At 46.7% G+C, this 16459-nt stretch carries 15 protein-coding genes; 10 read left to right on the top strand and 5 right to left on the bottom strand.

Going from position 1 to position 16459, the window contains the following annotated elements; genetic code table 11:
- Window positions 1-7 precede the first annotated feature (7 nt).
- The 5 genes from BKB51_RS19760 to BKB51_RS19740 form a co-directional block, all read right to left on the bottom strand.
- Window positions 8-583 (bottom strand): DUF2889 domain-containing protein, encoded by a 576-nt coding sequence (locus tag BKB51_RS19760; protein ID WP_085902846.1) that lies wholly within the window; start codon window positions 581-583, stop codon window positions 8-10.
- Between the two features lie 36 nt (window positions 584-619).
- Complete coding sequence (locus tag BKB51_RS19755) at window positions 620-1888, bottom strand: HlyC/CorC family transporter (RefSeq protein ID WP_085902845.1); 1269 nt, start codon at window positions 1886-1888, stop codon at window positions 620-622.
- A gap of 38 nt (window positions 1889-1926) precedes the next feature.
- Entirely contained in the window at window positions 1927-3060 is a 1134-nt protein-coding gene (gene aroB, locus BKB51_RS19750; RefSeq protein WP_085902844.1) for a 3-dehydroquinate synthase, read from the bottom strand.
- Window positions 3061-3111: 51 nt separating this feature from the next.
- Window positions 3112-3657: a shikimate kinase gene (locus BKB51_RS19745; RefSeq protein WP_085902843.1), complete on the bottom strand. Its 546-nt coding sequence runs from the start codon at window positions 3655-3657 to the stop codon at window positions 3112-3114.
- A 157-nt stretch (window positions 3658-3814) separates the two neighbouring features.
- Window positions 3815-5056: an ROK family transcriptional regulator gene (locus BKB51_RS19740; protein ID WP_085902842.1), complete on the bottom strand. Its 1242-nt coding sequence runs from the start codon at window positions 5054-5056 to the stop codon at window positions 3815-3817.
- A gap of 196 nt (window positions 5057-5252) precedes the next feature.
- Here BKB51_RS19740 and BKB51_RS19735 point away from each other — a divergent pair, with 196 nt between their 5' ends.
- The 10 genes from BKB51_RS19735 to BKB51_RS19695 all read left to right on the top strand — a co-directional run bounded on the left by BKB51_RS19735 (window position 5253) and on the right by BKB51_RS19695 (window position 16415).
- Window positions 5253-6359, top strand: coding sequence for a substrate-binding domain-containing protein (locus tag BKB51_RS19735; RefSeq protein WP_218044100.1), 1107 nt, complete (start codon window positions 5253-5255; stop codon window positions 6357-6359).
- A gap of 198 nt (window positions 6360-6557) precedes the next feature.
- Window positions 6558-7523, top strand: a complete 966-nt coding sequence (locus tag BKB51_RS19730) for an ABC transporter permease (protein WP_085902841.1) — start codon at window positions 6558-6560, stop codon at window positions 7521-7523.
- Entirely contained in the window at window positions 7520-8296 is a 777-nt protein-coding gene (locus BKB51_RS19725) for an ATP-binding cassette domain-containing protein (RefSeq protein ID WP_085902840.1), read from the top strand. The genes BKB51_RS19730 and BKB51_RS19725 overlap by 4 nt, the downstream gene beginning before the upstream one ends.
- A gap of 97 nt (window positions 8297-8393) precedes the next feature.
- Window positions 8394-10043, top strand: coding sequence for a glycoside hydrolase family 3 protein (locus tag BKB51_RS19720; RefSeq protein WP_085902839.1), 1650 nt, complete (start codon window positions 8394-8396; stop codon window positions 10041-10043).
- A gap of 147 nt (window positions 10044-10190) precedes the next feature.
- Entirely contained in the window at window positions 10191-10988 is a 798-nt protein-coding gene (locus tag BKB51_RS19715; protein WP_085902838.1) for an SDR family oxidoreductase, read from the top strand.
- Window positions 10989-11140: 152 nt separating this feature from the next.
- Window positions 11141-11281, top strand: coding sequence for a hypothetical protein (locus BKB51_RS20930; RefSeq protein WP_162937909.1), 141 nt, complete (start codon window positions 11141-11143; stop codon window positions 11279-11281).
- Window positions 11262-13085 (top strand): hypothetical protein, encoded by a 1824-nt coding sequence (locus BKB51_RS19710; protein ID WP_158090291.1) that lies wholly within the window; start codon window positions 11262-11264, stop codon window positions 13083-13085. Before BKB51_RS20930 ends, BKB51_RS19710 begins: the two co-directional genes overlap by 20 nt.
- A 17-nt stretch (window positions 13086-13102) precedes the next feature.
- Window positions 13103-14026: a site-specific tyrosine recombinase XerD gene (xerD, locus tag BKB51_RS19705; RefSeq protein ID WP_085902836.1), complete on the top strand. Its 924-nt coding sequence runs from the start codon at window positions 13103-13105 to the stop codon at window positions 14024-14026.
- 232 nt (window positions 14027-14258) lie between these two features.
- Window positions 14259-15254 carry an HpcH/HpaI aldolase/citrate lyase family protein gene (locus BKB51_RS19700; RefSeq protein WP_085902835.1) on the top strand — a complete coding sequence of 332 codons (996 nt, stop codon included), beginning with the start codon at window positions 14259-14261 and terminating at the stop codon, window positions 15252-15254.
- A gap of 204 nt (window positions 15255-15458) precedes the next feature.
- Complete coding sequence (locus BKB51_RS19695) at window positions 15459-16415, top strand: acetyl-CoA carboxylase carboxyltransferase subunit alpha (RefSeq protein WP_085902834.1); 957 nt, start codon at window positions 15459-15461, stop codon at window positions 16413-16415.
- The last annotated feature ends 44 nt before the right edge of the window (window positions 16416-16459 follow it).

Raw genomic sequence — 16459 nt, 5'->3', positions numbered from 1 at the left:
CGGTGATCTAGGGGGTACCGGTATAGAAATCGGGCCATTCGTGGCGCACGATCTCTCCGTCAGAGCTATAGGCGTGACAAGTATCAATAATACCTGGGCGCTTTTTCGGTTGTCCTTCGTCCATAGTTTTTTCTTTTATTTTTGCCTGATGCTTAATCATTGCGGGATAAAGCGTTTGAAAGGTAACTGTTGCCATTGCCCCCAGCATTTCGACAAGATGTGTGCAACCCTCGGTTCCACCAACAGCCCGGCGAATGGCAGCCCGCCATCCCGGACCGACTTTTAATCCAATGATTTTTTTGAAGTTTGGAGTTATTGACGGACAGATTGCATAGGGACTGTCATCAATAGAGGCCTCTATGTCCTGGACAATAAAGTTGATATCAACTGTCAGGCGGATCCACATATCATGCAAGGCTTCGCCAGCTTCAATCGTTCCTCTGAATTGATTGTCGAAGGGATAGGATTTTACATCTGTGATGCGCCCTTCGATATCCCATAGGTTATCTTCACGCTCAAACCCCTGAAAGTCATAACGTCGCTGATGCAGATGCTTTCGTTTTGCTGCCAGGGATAGGGGCATGTGTACAGACCTCTTTTGCTATGGAGTTTTATTTGTTTATTCCGGTATTGGGGACACCCGTATTGATGTAATTTGATGACGCTTGCGTTCCAGAATTTCGAACCTCATGCCGTGGAAAACAAAGGCCTGCCCTACTTTCGGGATTTGACGGGCTTCGTGTAAAATAAGTCCAGCCAGTGTTGCAGCTTCATCATCGGGAAGTCGCCATTCAAACTGTCGATTTAAATCCCTGATAGTGACCGTTCCATTGATGATAAATTCATTCTCTGTAACGGTCTGAACACCTTCGATATCAATGTCGTGTTCGTCAGTAATATCGCCAACAATTTCTTCCAAAATGTCTTCGAGCGTTACAATCCCTTGCATCTCGCCATACTCATCAACCACGATGGCAAAGTGAGCATGACGATCACGAAAAGCGTGAAGCTGTGCCAGAAGGCTTGTTGATTCAGGGATAAACCAGGGTTTACTTGCTATGGAAATCAATGTTTCCCGATCAAGCTCTCCATCGTGGGCACGAATGGCCCGTAGAAGTGCTTTTGCATGTAAAACGCCAACGATGTTATCGGGTTTATCTTGCCACAAGGGAATTCTGGTATATGAGCTGGACAGGACGTCTTCAATAACCTGGGCAGGTGATTGATCAATGTCGCTGGAATTCACATCCTGTCTATGGGTCATGATTTCATCGACTTCAACGTCATCAAGATCCAGAATGGATTTGAGCATCTCGCGTTCATGACGAACCTCTTCGCCTTCACCTTCGTGAAGGTCAATAGCTCCACGCAACTCTTCTTCGGCAAATTCGGTCATTTCATTTGCGGTATCTGAGCGCGTGAAAATTGCCAAGATAACTTTAACGATACTTTCAACTGTCAGTGCAATTGGACCAAATATAAAGACGATTGGGCGCAGGATTGGTGCAGATGCCAATGCAGCTTTGTCAGAATGTCTCAGGGCGTAGGTTTTGGGAAGAACCTCGGCAAAAACAAGGACAAGCGCTGTCATGGTCAAGGTCGCATAGATAACGCCGGTCTCTCCGAACAGCTTAAGGAAGACTGATGTTGCTAGCGCCGAAGCCAAGATGTTGACCAGATTGTTACCTAGCAAGATAGAGCCGATTAGATGCTCTTTTGCGGACCAAAGCTTGTTTACAATCTGTGCTTTTTTATCTCCGCTTTGCTCAAGTGTATGCATGCGTGGCTTTGAAGACGCGGTCATTGAGGTCTCTGCGCCGGAAAAGAAGGCGGAGATGGCGAGTAGTACCACAATGGCACTAATAGCGAGAATTAACTCTGTTTCCATGGCCCTTTCAGGGGTTGTGAATAAGTCGGTACGATCACCTAGGCAATGAAGCGTTTCATAAAGTCAGAAACCACTGCCATGTCTACCGCGTTATCCAGATAAGCCTGACCAATACCTTTTGTCATAACAAAGGTCAGGCGTCCGTTACTTACTTTTTTATCTCTGCTCATGTGATCCATCAGGCGGGAAACTTCAAGCTTTTTTCCGCCCAAGGCATTAGAGGACACATAATCTGTCGATGTTGGAAGGCCGATATTTTCAAAATGTGCGCGAACGGTTTTGGCATCCTGTTCTGAACACAAGCCTAGTTCGGCTGATAAGTCGTGTGCCATAACCATTCCAATAGAGATGGCTTCTCCGTGAAGCAGGGACCCATTATAGCCTGCTTCCGCTTCAAGAGCGTGACCAAAAGTATGCCCCAAATTGAGGAGACCTCGTGCTCCGGACTCTTTTTCATCCTGGGCAACAATTTTGGCTTTTGCAGCACAGGAAACCAATACGGCATGTGTGCGGGCGGATATGTCCCCGGCAATAACCTTCTGTGCCTTGTCTTCTAACCATTCATAAAACTCGGGATCGTTGATCAGTCCGTACTTTACAACTTCTGCATAACCAGCAAGAAGCTCTCTGTTCGGTAAGGTTTCTAACAGGCCTGTGTCAGCAAGAACGAGTTTGGGTTGATGAAAACTTCCGACCAGATTTTTACCACGGGCGGTATTGATGCCTGTCTTACCGCCGACAGAACTATCAACCTGAGATAAAAGGGTAGTCGGGATCTGTATAAAATCAATACCGCGCATTACGACAGCAGCAGCAAAGCCAGCCAAGTCACCGATGACACCGCCGCCAAAGGCTATGAGCGTGGATTTTCGATCAATATTGTGTTCAAGCAGAAAGTCGATCACGCGGTCCAGTTGAGCAAAGCTTTTGGTTTGTTCACCAAAAGGTAAAACCAGAGTGTGGTTTTCTATGCCTTCTGCTTTAAGGGCTTGTTCCAGAGTAGGGAGATGGTGTCGGGCCACGTTTTCATCTGTAATGATGAAAGTTCGTTTTTGCTTTATGAATGGGCGCACATGTGAGCCAGCATTGGAGACTAAATTTTCGCCGACGAGGATGTCGTAACTGCGTTCTTCTAAGTCAAGTGTCAGCCGTTCATAGGTTTCTTTTGTCATTCTCTTCTATCTTCGTATAGGTTTTGTTGCTGGCATATCGTGTATTTACAGTTATGAAGCTTGGCAAAAATCGTGAAGTCCTTGCAGTGCATTACGTGTCGTCAGATCTGCGGAACCTTCTTCTGATTCGGTAATGATATCTGCTTGTTCATAAATGGGATACCGTTCTTCGATTAGTCGGGACAGTATCTCGCGATGATTACCATTTCGAAGAAGAGGTCGGTGGTTGCGGCGGGATGTCCGCTCGACAAGAATATCAAGATCTGCTCTGAGCCAGAGTGAGATACCCTTTTCCGTTATAGTATTCCGAGTAAGTTCGTCCATGAAGGCACCACCACCCGTTGACAGGATCTGAACAGGTCCTTCCAGCAGGCGTTGAATAACCAAACGTTCTCTGTCACGGAAATAAACTTCACCGTGTTCTTCGAAGATTTCTGAAATTGTACAGCCAGCGGCCTTTTCTATTTCGACATCAGCATCTACAAAAGGTAATCTCAAAGCTTGCGCCAGCTTTTTACCTATACATGTTTTTCCTGCGCCCATTAAACCAACGAGAACAACAGTTTTGGGGGGAGTAAAGTTCCCGTTTGATGACATCGTACCTTTTACCGATTCACATTAATCACTTAAACCTAGCCTATAGAAAGGATTTCGCTGAAACAAAAGGAAAAGAATACCGAGAGACAGAATTAAGTGTGAATTCTGATCTTTCTCAGTTTCTGGGGCGCATTTTGGTAGAAAAGACGCTTAGAGATTACTTTTCGTTGATGTAATGTCCTAACAATTCTGAAAGCCGTTGATAGGAAACGCCAAACTGTGCTTGAGATTTGTAGGCTGCATTTTCTTCGCCAAGTGCGGCATGTATTGGCAGGGTTGCAGCTCCTTTTTGAACCATCTGATCTGCATGGGGTGATTTGATCACACGCGGCAGATCGCGCTCACCTCTCTCACTGATTGAGCGCATAAAAGGTCTGGATAGTCGTATAACCGCTTCGAGGAACCAATCAGGGCAGTCGCCGCCCAGAATAATGGTTTCGGGATCATATAGATTTTCGAGTGAGTTTATGCCGACCCTGAAATATTCGGCTTGTTGTTCAAGCCAAGATATGATCTTCGGGTCGTTTGAGGGGATATTAGCGAAGACATCATAGGGGACACGTGGTATTTTGTCTTGCTTCTGTAGGTAATTCGTTAATGATTCCAATGATATGTACCCATTTAGGCATCCGGGATTCCCACAGCTGCAAATGGGGCCGTTTATATTTACAACCAGGTGTCCTATAGATCCTGCGCGGGCTGATCTACCGCCATAGATTTTACCATCGACCATCAAACCTGCAGATAAATCGGGACCGATGAAGAGGTAGATGAAATTTCTGAAACTTCGGGCACTTCCTTGTAGAAATTCTGCCAAAGCAGCAGCTGCTGCGGCGGTTTCAAGAAAGGTAGGTATGTCTAGTTCTTGGTAGAGAAGTTCCGCTATGTTTTTCGGATCTGTCACGATATCACCAACGGCATGGCGATGATTCCTGTCATCGTTTTCAGCCATGATAATCCCGATGCCTAACACGCGTCTGATATCTGTGTTTGTTTCTCTGAGGACATCAAGACACAGCGGTTCAATCAGGCGAATAACATCTTCATCTGTGGAGTATGTTGCGTTGATATGTTCTGAATGAATCAGATTTCCGGATAGATCGACGAGGCTTATGGCAATTTTGTTTATCTCAATCCGAATGCCAATACTAAAGGCTGCGGTGGATGATATCTGGAGTATGCGCGAGGGTTTTCCGGCGCCACCCTTCTTGTAGTTACCCTCGGTAACAAAATTTGCTTCTAGGAGTTTTTCTACCAAGTTAGAGATTGTTTGGCGCGTCAGGCCTGTGCGCTTGGCAATATCTGCACGTGATATTTCATCGCCGGAAAGTATCTCACTTAAAACCAGACGCAGATTGTGCGCTTTTGTTTGCTCTAAATTGGTCCCTTTTGGGGGCATGAAGCTAAATGCCTTAGTTGTAATTTGGATTTGTAATTTGTTTGTTTTAATCTACTTGGTAAAACGAAAATAGCAAATTTAAATAATTAACTAATTGAAATTATTTAAATAAAAATGATTTGTCAAAATATTTGACAAATATAAAATTTTTAATACTCTTAAATGAAACAAATAAATAACAAATGGGAGACTGAACGTGCTTGGTGTGAAAAAACTAAAAACTCTATCCAGAATTTCGTTGCTTGCGGCTGGGATTGCCGTTGGTATTTCAGTGGCACAGGCCGGACCGCTTGAAAGAATTGATTTAAGCAAATCACCTGAAGGCCCAAATGGTAATGCGGCTCAACCTGCTGGTAATATCACCCTTAATTCGGATGAGGCCGCTGCGGTCAAAAGCAAAAACTACAAAGCCGCACTTGTTTGGCATGCCTCGGGTGATTGGGTTAATGCGGTGACAGAAGGGGCCAAGACAAAGTTTGAGGAGCTGGGCATTGAAGTTGTTGCAACAACGGATGCACAGTTTGATTCGGCACGACAGGCCAGTGATGTGGAAAATGTTTTGGCACTGAACCCTGATATTATTCTGACGCTGGTTGTTGATCCGGTCAGTGGCGGGGCAGCGTTCAAGCCTGCTGTTGATAAAGGGACTGAGCTTGTTCTGCTATCCAATCCCATTGCAGGTTATAAACCTAATAGCGAGTATACGGGCATTGTGACCGATGATATGTACGGTATGGGTGTTGCAGCTGCAGAAATGATGAGCGATGCAGTTGGCGGGACAGGCAAGATTGGCTTCATCTATCATGACGCTAGCTATTTCATCACTAATAATCGCGATAATGCCTTTCGCACGGCCATTCAAGAAAACCATGCTGATATAGAAATTTCTTCAGAAAAAGGCTTTACGGAAGAAGGGCAGACTTTTGAACTTGCTTCTGCAATGGTTCTGCAGAACCCGGACCTCAAAGGGATTTATGTTGCCTGGGATGTCGCCGCCGAAGGCGTAATTGAAGCATTGCGTGCACAGGGGCGTCGTAATGTGAAGGTTATCACGCATGATCTCGGGCAAAACAATGCACTGGATATGATCAAGCAGGGTAACATGTACGGAACGGTTGCCGACAGACCTTATGAAATCGGTCAAGCCATGGCAATGCTTGGTGTCTATGGGCTCTTGGATAAAGAATCTCCGGCATTCTCTGTGGTTGGTTATGATAAGGTTACCAAAGATAATGTGGCTGTGACCTGGGAGAAATCTTTACGCAGGCCTATCCCGAAAAAGCTGAGTGAAGCTCTGCAGTAGCTGCAGAACCACTTCTCTCCAAAATATCACTTATCCTCTGGGGAATGGGTGATGCTATTGTCATCCATTCCTCTCTTTTTGTCTTTCTGGTCTTTTCGATATAATTCATTGGAAGACAAAAATCAGGTTACAAAGAATTGCCCTTTAAGGCTTTCTCTTTACTCCTCTGATACACGAGGCCTTAACTAAGGTATTGATATGACTTTCTTGTCTGAAACGCGATCTCAGGTGTTTCATAAAATTCTTAATCGTGAGTATTTTGTTTATTACGCGTTGATACTTGTGATTGCTTTTTTTGCGGTCGTTCTGTCTGAAACGGCATTTTTATCAACGCCAAACTTTATGAACATCATTCGTCAGACAACCCCGATCACAGTTATGGCCGTGGGGATGACATTTGCTTTGGCGGTGGGTCATATTGATCTTTCCGTTGGATCTGTGGTCGCCTTGTCTGCGCTTGTCTGTGGCTTGCTGGTGGATATTGTTCCCTGGCCAGTGGCGGTTCTTGCAGGTTTGAGCTCAGGTTTGCTTGTAGGGTTAATTAACGGTGTCCTGACCGAATGGCTCAAAGTGTCCTCGTTGCTTATTACTCTCGGGTCAATGGGGGTGATTTCAGGTATTGCCCGGGTGATCACTAACCTTGAATCCATTCCGATCACGAACGATAGCTTTACATATATCTTTGGCTCAGGAAGCTTTGGGTCCGTGTCCGTAATGTTCATTTGGACCTTGCTGGCATTGATTCTGGGGTGGGTGTTTCTCTCTAAAACCAGATTTGGCAGCCACTTGCTGGCTGTAGGCGGTAACCCAACGGCATCCCGTGCCCTAGGTATTAATGTTGTGAAGGTAAAAATCACAGCAATGGTGATTGCTGGTGGGGCTGCTGCAATGGCGGGAATGCTTTATGCCGGGCGATTACATGGGGCAAGATATAGTCTTGGGGAAGCTGATCTTTTGACAGTTATTGCTGCCGTGGCGATTGGCGGCACAAGCCTTTTTGGCGGACGTGCCTCTGTTGCCGGGGCCGTCGTTGGTTCCTGGCTCATGGGGGTTATTAACAATGGTCTTATCCTGTGGGGGTTCTCGACAAACGAACAGATCATTGCAAGGGGCCTTATTCTCATCGTTGCTGTTGCCATTGGTGTTAAGGAGGACAGAAGATGACCGCTGAATATCATGTGCCGGATACCGCACTGGAGGTGCGAGAAATTCATAAGTCTTTTGGTGGTGTACAAGCGCTAAAGGGCGTTAGCTTCTCAATTCTGAAAGGCGAAGTCGTCGGGCTTTTGGGAGATAACGGGGCCGGTAAATCAACGTTGGTTCGCTGCATTTCTGGTGTGCATCCACAGGATGACGGTGAGATTCTGATTAATGGACAGGAAGTGGAGATTAAGTCTCCGCAGGATGCCCGGGATCAAGGGATTGAGACTGTATTTCAGGATTTGGCTGTTATCCCGAACTTTGATGTTTCAAAGAATTTGTTTTTGAATCGTGAGATTCTTTCGTCCAATCCTATTCTCAGGTTCTTTGGATGGTTGGATCATAAGGAAATGAGTCGACAAAGTGAAATTGCTCTGAAACGGCTTAATTCCCGTATTCCGTCCTTTAGGGAAGAAATTAAAAATCTGTCAGGGGGGCAGCGTCAGGCGGTGTCCATTGCCCGTGCGGTGAATTGGGGGGCAGACATTGTGATTATGGATGAACCCACAGCTGCGCTGGGTGTGGAGCAGGCGGCACAGGTGAATAACCTAATCAAGTTGATTAGTTCACAAGGTATCTCGGTGCTTCTGATCAGCCATAATATTCAACATGTTATGGAGGTCTGCCACCGTGCCGTAGTTTTGCGTCACGGGCGTGCTGCGGCAAATGTGTTGATCGAAGATATAACGCCGGATGATCTTGTGGGGCTTATCACCGGCGCAAAACGGGCTGCTTGATCAGGAGAGTAGCTAAGGCAAAGTTCTGCATGTCTTATTGGCAGATCATATTGCGCACTTAACTTATTCAGGCCGTAAAACGAGAAGGCAAAAAACGATGGGTGTATTGGATAATGCACGTGCGGATGCGCGCGGGTTAATAGCGAAGCTTACGTTAGAACAAAAGGTTGGCCAGCTCTTTATGTTGGCTTTTGGGGGCAAAGATCTCACCTATGCCAGAAAACTTGTTCGGGAGCGTTATATATCCGGGTTCTATATTTCCCAGGATAATGCCGAGACTGTATCTGAAGCTAGAAACCTGACACAAACTCTTCAAGATGAGACAAGCTCGACAATACTGGATCTGCCGCTGATCTTTGGTGTGGACCAAGAAGGGGCATGGGGCGTTGCCGTTTCAGAAACCACCACGGGACCGGGAAATCTTGCTTTGGGGGCTGCAGATGATGTGTCTTTAACGCACGAAATTTATGGCATTTATGCACGCGAAATGATGGCGTGTGGTTACAATGTTATTTTGTCTCCCTGTGCGGATATCAACAGCAATCCCGATAATCCGATTATTGGACCGCGATCGTTCGGCGAGGATCGTGATAGGGTTGCTCGACATGTGAAGGCGGCTGTAGATGGCGCGTTGCAGAACCATATTGTGTGTTGTGGTAAGCACTTTCCCGGTCATGGCGATACCAGTGAAGATAGCCATCGCTTATTGCCAACTGTGGATAGAAGTCTGGCGTATTTGCTGGATCAGGATCTGGTTCCTTTTCAAGCGGCAATTGATGCTGGATTGCCTATGATCATGACCTCTCACATTAATTTCCCACAAATTGATCCGGATTTTCCGGCAACGCTTTCACCGAAGATCATGCATGATTTATTGCGCGATAAAATGGGATTCCAAGGCGTTATTGTGACGGACAGTATGAACATGTGGGGGATGCGGAAAAATTATGATCCAGCTGAATCTGCTATTCTTGCCCTGAAAGCTGGCTGCGACATTATTATGTTGTCTGAAGAACATTATGAACATGATGAAGCGAACTATGTCGCGAAGCAGATGGCAACCATTGATGGTGTGGTTAAGGCTGTTGAAGAAGGTGATCTGAACCTCGACATCGTTGAAGATGCTTTGGAGAGAATTTTTTGTCTGCGGATTCAGTTGGCAATGAATACGGAACTTTGCAAAACGGACAGGAATGATATTTCAGGTCAAAAGCATAGAGAGCTTGCCGATCTTGCTGCGGAAAAAGCTATCCGCATTGTTCGAGACCGTAGCAACCTTCTTCCTCTTAATGGGAAAGTAAAACTGATTGGCCTTAGTGGATCTGATGCTCATCAAATGGTCATTAACACGCGTGGTATTGGGCCTAATGACCCTCAGGCGGCTTTTGATGTCCTTTGCCAAGAGTTCAAAAACTCTTCATCAGATATCGAAATTTTATCCGAGGAAGATCTGCAGGAGTACCTTGCTGGCAGGCGATGCTTTGGTGAGGGTGATGTTGTGATTGGTGTTACCGAAGATTATCCGCTGCCTGGTATGGACTATGATGTTGATTTTCAAAAAGAACGCTTAGAAAAACTTGTTCAAATGACCGAAGGTAAGATGGTGGTTTGTGCGCTCCGAAGCGACTATGAACTAAGATCTTGTCCTGACCTAAGTACCTATGTGGCTTCTTATTCAAGCCGCGCTTGTTCGGCGCGGGCAATGGCCAGGTTTATTATAAGGGCAAAAATCGGCAGTACGGATTAGGCGTTGTTCTCAAATGTGACAGATGTTGTGATTAAGATCAGCATCTGTCTGACGTTTTTTGCACTTAAATTCTGAAAATATGTATGGTGCGTTTCTTCTGGCTCTCTAAGGTTATTCTAGGAAACAGAGCTTGGAAGGACTTGAAGGATGAACTTAAATCTTCAGGGATATCGCGTCCTTATTACGGCTGGGGCGGCTGGACTTGGTCGGGCAACTGCAGAAGCTTTTCTTCGTGAAGGGGCTAATGTGCATGTTTGTGATATTGACCAGAAAACTTTGGATGAATTTTCTTTTAAGAATGATAGAGAGAGTGCCGGGAAGCTAACGAAAAGCCATCTTGATGTTACGGATGAAAAAGGCGTGCAGGCGTTATTTTCTGATTTGAATGCAAATTTCACTGGCCTGGATGTGTTGGTCAACAATGCAGGTACTGCTGGCCCTGCAGGGGAGCTGGAAACACTGGATTATAGTGCATGGCAAAAATGTATCTCAGTGAATATTGATTCGCAGTTTCTTTTCTCTCGCGAAGCCATCCCATTGATGAAAAAGCAAAAGAGTGGCGCAATTTTTAATCTTTCTTCTACTGGGGGATTGTTTGGGTTTCCCTATCGGGCCCCTTATGCTGCGGCTAAATGGGCTGTCGTTGGTATAACCAAGACGATGGCGATGGAACTTGGGCCTTATGGTATTCGGGTTAATGCGGTTGCGCCGGGCTCTGTGTCTGGTCCACGGATGGAGCGTGTAATTGAAGCATCTGCACAAGCGCAAAATATTGCCCCCGATGTGGTGCGTGGACAGTTTGAAAAGCAAACATCCATGAGAACCTTTGTCTCGCCTGAAAATATTGCAAACATGATTCTCTTTGCATCTTCGCCAAAGGGAAGCAAAATTTCAGGGCAGGTTTTGACGGTGGACGGGCATACAGAAGGGTTGTCTGTTAACTGAAGCGCCTAATAAAAAGAGCCGAACCGCAACAGGTTGTTTACAGATACAAAATCGGGTTTTAGACTGTCCCAATCTCGCCATACTCTAGTGATAGATATATGGTGTTATGAATAGTTTATTGACCCAAACAGATAGAGTGAAGCTTACGCTCCATGAAGAAATTCGGCCTTTTTGTCTTTGTTATCCTGATCGGTGCTTTGCTCGCAGGGGGAGTTTTCCTTTTGACGTGGGATATACCCGCGCCCTCTGCAAATGTGGAAAAGGTCATTCCGAATGATCGTCTCACCAAATAAGATGCCCTTTATATTATCTAAATCTGTGCTCGTGGGAACTGCCTTGAGGCTTTCCATTGGGGCTTTTTCTTTTGGCATTGGCACATCCGCTTATGCCCAGACGCAATTGATCCCGCAGCAACCGACAGCTAACCAACCTGTAACAGGAGAGCCTTTAACAGAAGCTCCTGTATCGCCTGGTATCGAGAGCACACCTATTAGCTCTGGCGGCATACAAGTTGATAGCCTTGGCGGACTTGATTTGGACAGCATCGGCACCCTTAGCCCTGGGCAAGGTGGTCTAGGCTATGATATGTGGCGGCAAAGTTCGCTACAGGATGTCTTTGCATTGATCGAGCAGATGCCAGTGAGCTATTATTCTACGGTTGGAAATGATCTGGCAAAGAGATTGTTATTATCGAGTGCTGGCCGCCCGCTGGATGATAAACCTTTGCAGAGTGAGCAGAGCCTTTTGTCACTTCGTTTGGTGAAATTGGCTGAGTTGGGTGCCTACACTCAGCTTGATAATCTCTTCCAACGCATACCAACACGCTCGGACAATGAGCAACAGGCGCGTTATCGAAGTGATAGTCTTTTGATGACTGGGAAAAATGGTGATGCTTGTCAGGTTATTCAGGGAATGTCCGCAACAGGTAAGGACAGTTACTGGATACGGGGCATGGTCTATTGTCACTTCCTGCAGAAACAAGTTGATCAGGCTCTTTTAGGGTTGGATCTCTTGAGAGAGACAGGTGACGCAACAGACCCGCTTTTTGAAGAGCTGGCTCTTGCTGCTTCGGGTGCAAATATCAAACTATCCGGTAAAAGTGCCGGACGTGTTGAGCCCATTCATTGGGCACTGGCTGCACTTTCAGAAGCGCGACTTCCTGATGAGCTGGATGATTTTCTCGATCCGGGGGTTCGTAGTGCTTTGATACAAGCAGAAGAATATCCTTTGGATCGACGGGTTTATGCTGCTGAAGTTGCTGTCAGAAGTGGAGCTCTGTCCCCTAATGCACTTGTTGATCTTTATAGTCGTTATGCTTTTGAACCAGCTGAGCTTGATGGTGTTGTCGGCGGTCAGATAAGCCACGAAGGCCCTGAATTACGTGCTTTATTCCTTCAGGCTGCACAGTTGCAGACTGTACCTGCCGCGAGAGCCGAGATTGTGAAAGCTGCCCTTGATCAAGCTGAGACAGATGGAATGGGTATTCTGATGTCACGCGCCGTTGCTGATCTGGTGGCTGAGATTCCGCACTCTGCTGATCTAACTTGGTTTGCACTGCCTGCCGGGCGAATACTTTATCTGGCGGGTCAGTATGAACGGGCTAATGCATGGTTGCTGTTGGCACGTCAGTATATGCTGAGCGAAGAAACCGCCGCAGCCAATTTAACGGCGCTTTGGCCCTACGCCAGACTTTCCGGCATGGAAGGTGGCGAAAGATATGGAACCTTGAAGGGATGGGCGTCTGCTCAAAGTGGTTTAGGACCTGAAGTTCTGAACCAGCAGTTGGTAATGTTACGGTCCTGTATGCAGGCATTAGGCGAGGATACTCGTCTGAGTTGGGGCGAGCTTGCCTCTATGGAAATCGCTTCACCAGGTCTGGCTCCATCAGCGGCTTTGCTCTACGCCTTGAAGGATGCGCAGAATGGTGGACGGCTTGCCGAAGTTGTTTTGCTTAGTTTGATCATCTTGGGAGAACAGGGGCCAGGGAATACCCATAGCCTTGCTCTGGGAAGTGTTGTGGAAGCACTCTATTCCGTTGGCCTGCAAAATGAAGCACGTTCACTGGCAATTGAAGCTACGGTTCTTAGCGGCATTTGATTTATGGCTGGTGATTGATGAGCAGATCGTCCAGAATCTCTATTTTTTTGGAGATGATGTCTGCTGAACGTGGAGCCAGTCAGAATACGCTGGAAGCTTACGAGCGTGATCTGGAACGATTTGAAGACTTTCTATCGAGCGCACGGAAAGATCTGACCGTTGTTGAAGCATCCGATATCCGTACCTATTTGGCTGATTTGACTGCTGAGGGGTTAAGTGCCCGGACGCAGGCGCGTCACTTGTCTTCTTTAAAGCAGTTTTATCTCTTCCTTATGGAAGAAGGCATAAGGCAAGATAATCCTGTCGCGGAAATTGGCACGCCACGTATGGCGCAATCTTTACCGAAGTTCCTTTCTATTGAAGATACGGATGCTCTTCTTAAAGCCGCGCAGGAAAACCAAACAGATGAAGGCTTGCGCCTTTGTGCGTTGATCGAGCTACTATACGCAACAGGGATGCGGGTTAGTGAACTCGTATCTTTGAAGATATCCCAAACACAGCGTGATCCGCGTATTTTGACCGTGATGGGCAAAGGAAATAAAGAGCGGTTAGTGCCTCTTAGCCCCCGAGCACGTGAAGCACTGGATCGTTATCTTCTGGTCCGTGATAACTTTTTACCAAATTCCGAGCAGGATAAGGTCAAAGACACGGGATGGGTTTTTCCTTCCCGGGGGAAGAATGGCTATCTGACACGCCATCGCGTCGGTCAGCTTCTCAAAGAGTTGGCTATAGAGAGCGGAGTCATGCCGTCGAAGGTATCTCCACATGTCTTGCGTCACGCTTTTGCGACCCATTTGTTGGAAAACGGTGCTGACTTGAGATCTGTTCAGAAAATGCTGGGGCATTCTGATATTTCGACAACACAGATCTATACACATGTTTTACAAGAACGTCTGCAGAAGCTTGTGTTTGAAAAGCACCCCTTGTCTTCAAAATCCTGATCTCTTGTGCCGTATTAAATTCTCATAACTTGTTAGAGCTATCTTCTGACTCAGGCGGATCATCCTGTTCGCGTGCTTATTTCTGGTAAGCGCATGATTCTTTTCTCTCAAATTTTCCACCTCAAAGTTTCAGGAGGTTGACATAATTAATTTGTCAGGCCACAGTTTATGTTGCGATGCACAATAAGAGTTGGCTGTCTAAAAAGCTGACCGGAACCCTAGGGAGTAAAACATGAGCTTTACAATTCCAGAAGAAACTACTTCGCGCCTAAATCGTAGTGAACTCGCGGTACCAGGCAGTAACCCTGTATTGTTTGAAAAAGCGGCAGCATCCAAAGCCGATGTGATTTTTTTGGATTTGGAAGATGCGGTTGCCCCTGACGATAAGGAGCAGGCGCGGAAAAATGTTATTGAGGCAATAAACGATATCGACTGGGGGAGTAAAACCCTGTCGGTTCGTGTTAATGGTCTGGATACGCCCTATATGTATCGGGATGTAATTGATGTTCTGGAACAGGCAGGGGACAGGCTGGATCTGTTCATGATTCCCAAGGTGGGGACTGCGTCAGACATTTATGCACTGGATATGCTGTGTACGCAGGTTGAAGCCGCAAAAAATCGTAAAAAAGCCATTGGCTTTGAAATGATTATTGAAACGGCTTTAGGCATGCAAAATATCAATGAAATCGCAGCGGCTTCGAAACGCAATGAGAGCTTGCATTTTGGTGTCGCGGACTATGCGGCATCAACTAAAGCCCGAACGACAGGTATCGGTGGGCCAAATCCGATGTACGGCGTTTTAACAGATATCGACGGTGATACGCCGAGAGACTTTCACTGGGGAGATATGTGGCATTACGCCATTGCACGCATGGTCGTTGCTGCACGTGCGAACGGCCTTCGCGCCATTGATGGCCCTTTTGGTGATTTTTCTGATCCAGAAGGATATCGTGCCCAAGCAAACAGGGCGACAATTCTCGGCTGTGAAGGGAAGTGGGCGATCCACCCCAATCAGATTGGGGTCGCGAACGAAGTCAACAGCCCATCGGAAGCCGAAGTAAACAAAGCCAATCGCATTCTCGAAGCTATGGAACAGGCGCAACGCGAAGGCAAAGGTGCAGTGTCTTTGGATGGACGACTTATTGATATCGCTTCTATTCGTCAGGCGAGCGTAATGGTCGAAAAAGCAAAGGAAATCGAGCTAGCTGATGTAGCTTCTGAAGGTTAATGCCTGACAACAGCGTATTATTTTTTCGACAAAGGTCGGTTCTTGGTAGAGCCGGCCTTTGTTCTTTATGGCTCTTTGCTATGTTGGGCAAAGAACACTTTAGGTCATCATAATAAAGCTAAAACTTGAAATTGTGCGCTTGAAAGGTACTATGCGACGACTATATTTGTTGACTGATTTTCACGATGTGATAGACAACGCCTTATGCAAAATTTCCTAGATTTCGAAAAACCGATTGCTGAGCTTGCTGGTAAGATTGAAGGCCTGCGGCATCTGTCTGACAGCAGCAGTGATGTGAACATTGCTGAAGAAGTTTCCAAGCTGGAAGCTAAGGCTGACAAGCTGTTGCGCCAAACATACGCAAAGCTAAGCCCTTGGCAAAAAACACTTGTTGCGCGCCATCCTGATCGTCCTCATTGTAAGGACTACATCGAGGCGCTGATCGAAGACTATACACCCTTGGCCGGGGATCGGGCGTTTGCCGAAGATTTCGCCATTCTGGGTGGTTTAGGGCGTTTTCGTGGTCAATCCGTTGTTGTGATTGGTCAGGAAAAAGGCGCTGACATGCATAGTCGTGTAAAGCACAATTTTGGCATGGCGCGCCCTGAAGGCTATCGTAAAGCACAGCGTTTGATGGACATGGCAGAGCGCTTTGACCTACCTGTTATCACGTTGGTTGATACGGCTGGTGCCTACCCTGGTGTTGGTGCAGAAGAACGCGGTCAATCCGAAGCGATTGCGCGGAGCATCGAAAAGTGCCTTGCAATCAAAGTTCCGCTTGTCTCTGCTGTTATTGGCGAAGGTGGATCTGGTGGGGCAATTGCGCTAGCTGCTGCAAATACCGTGTTGATGCTTGAACACTCAATCTATTCTGTGATTTCGCCTGAAGGCTGTGCCTCTATTCTTTGGCGTTCCGGTGATCAGGCCAAAGAAGCTGCTGAAGCTCTTAAGCTGACAGCGCAGGATTTGGCAACACTTGGCGTGATAGATGAAATTATTGCAGAGCCAATGGGCGGCGCGCATCGTGCAAAAGATGTATGTATGACGGCTTTGGGTGATAGCATCGAAAAGCACTTGCAAGAGCTATCCCAATTTGGGGGCGCCGAGCTTCGTCAGAAGCGTCGAGACAAGTTCCTGGACATGGGCCAAAAGGGTCTCTAGTTCTTGTTAGAAGTTATGTAAAAGGCCGCTTCTCAGCGGCCTTT

This window comes from Kiloniella majae (assembly GCF_002118315.1).
Lineage (GTDB): Bacteria > Pseudomonadota > Alphaproteobacteria > Kiloniellales > Kiloniellaceae > Kiloniella > Kiloniella majae.
This window is presented reverse-complemented; position numbering and strand designations above follow the sequence as displayed.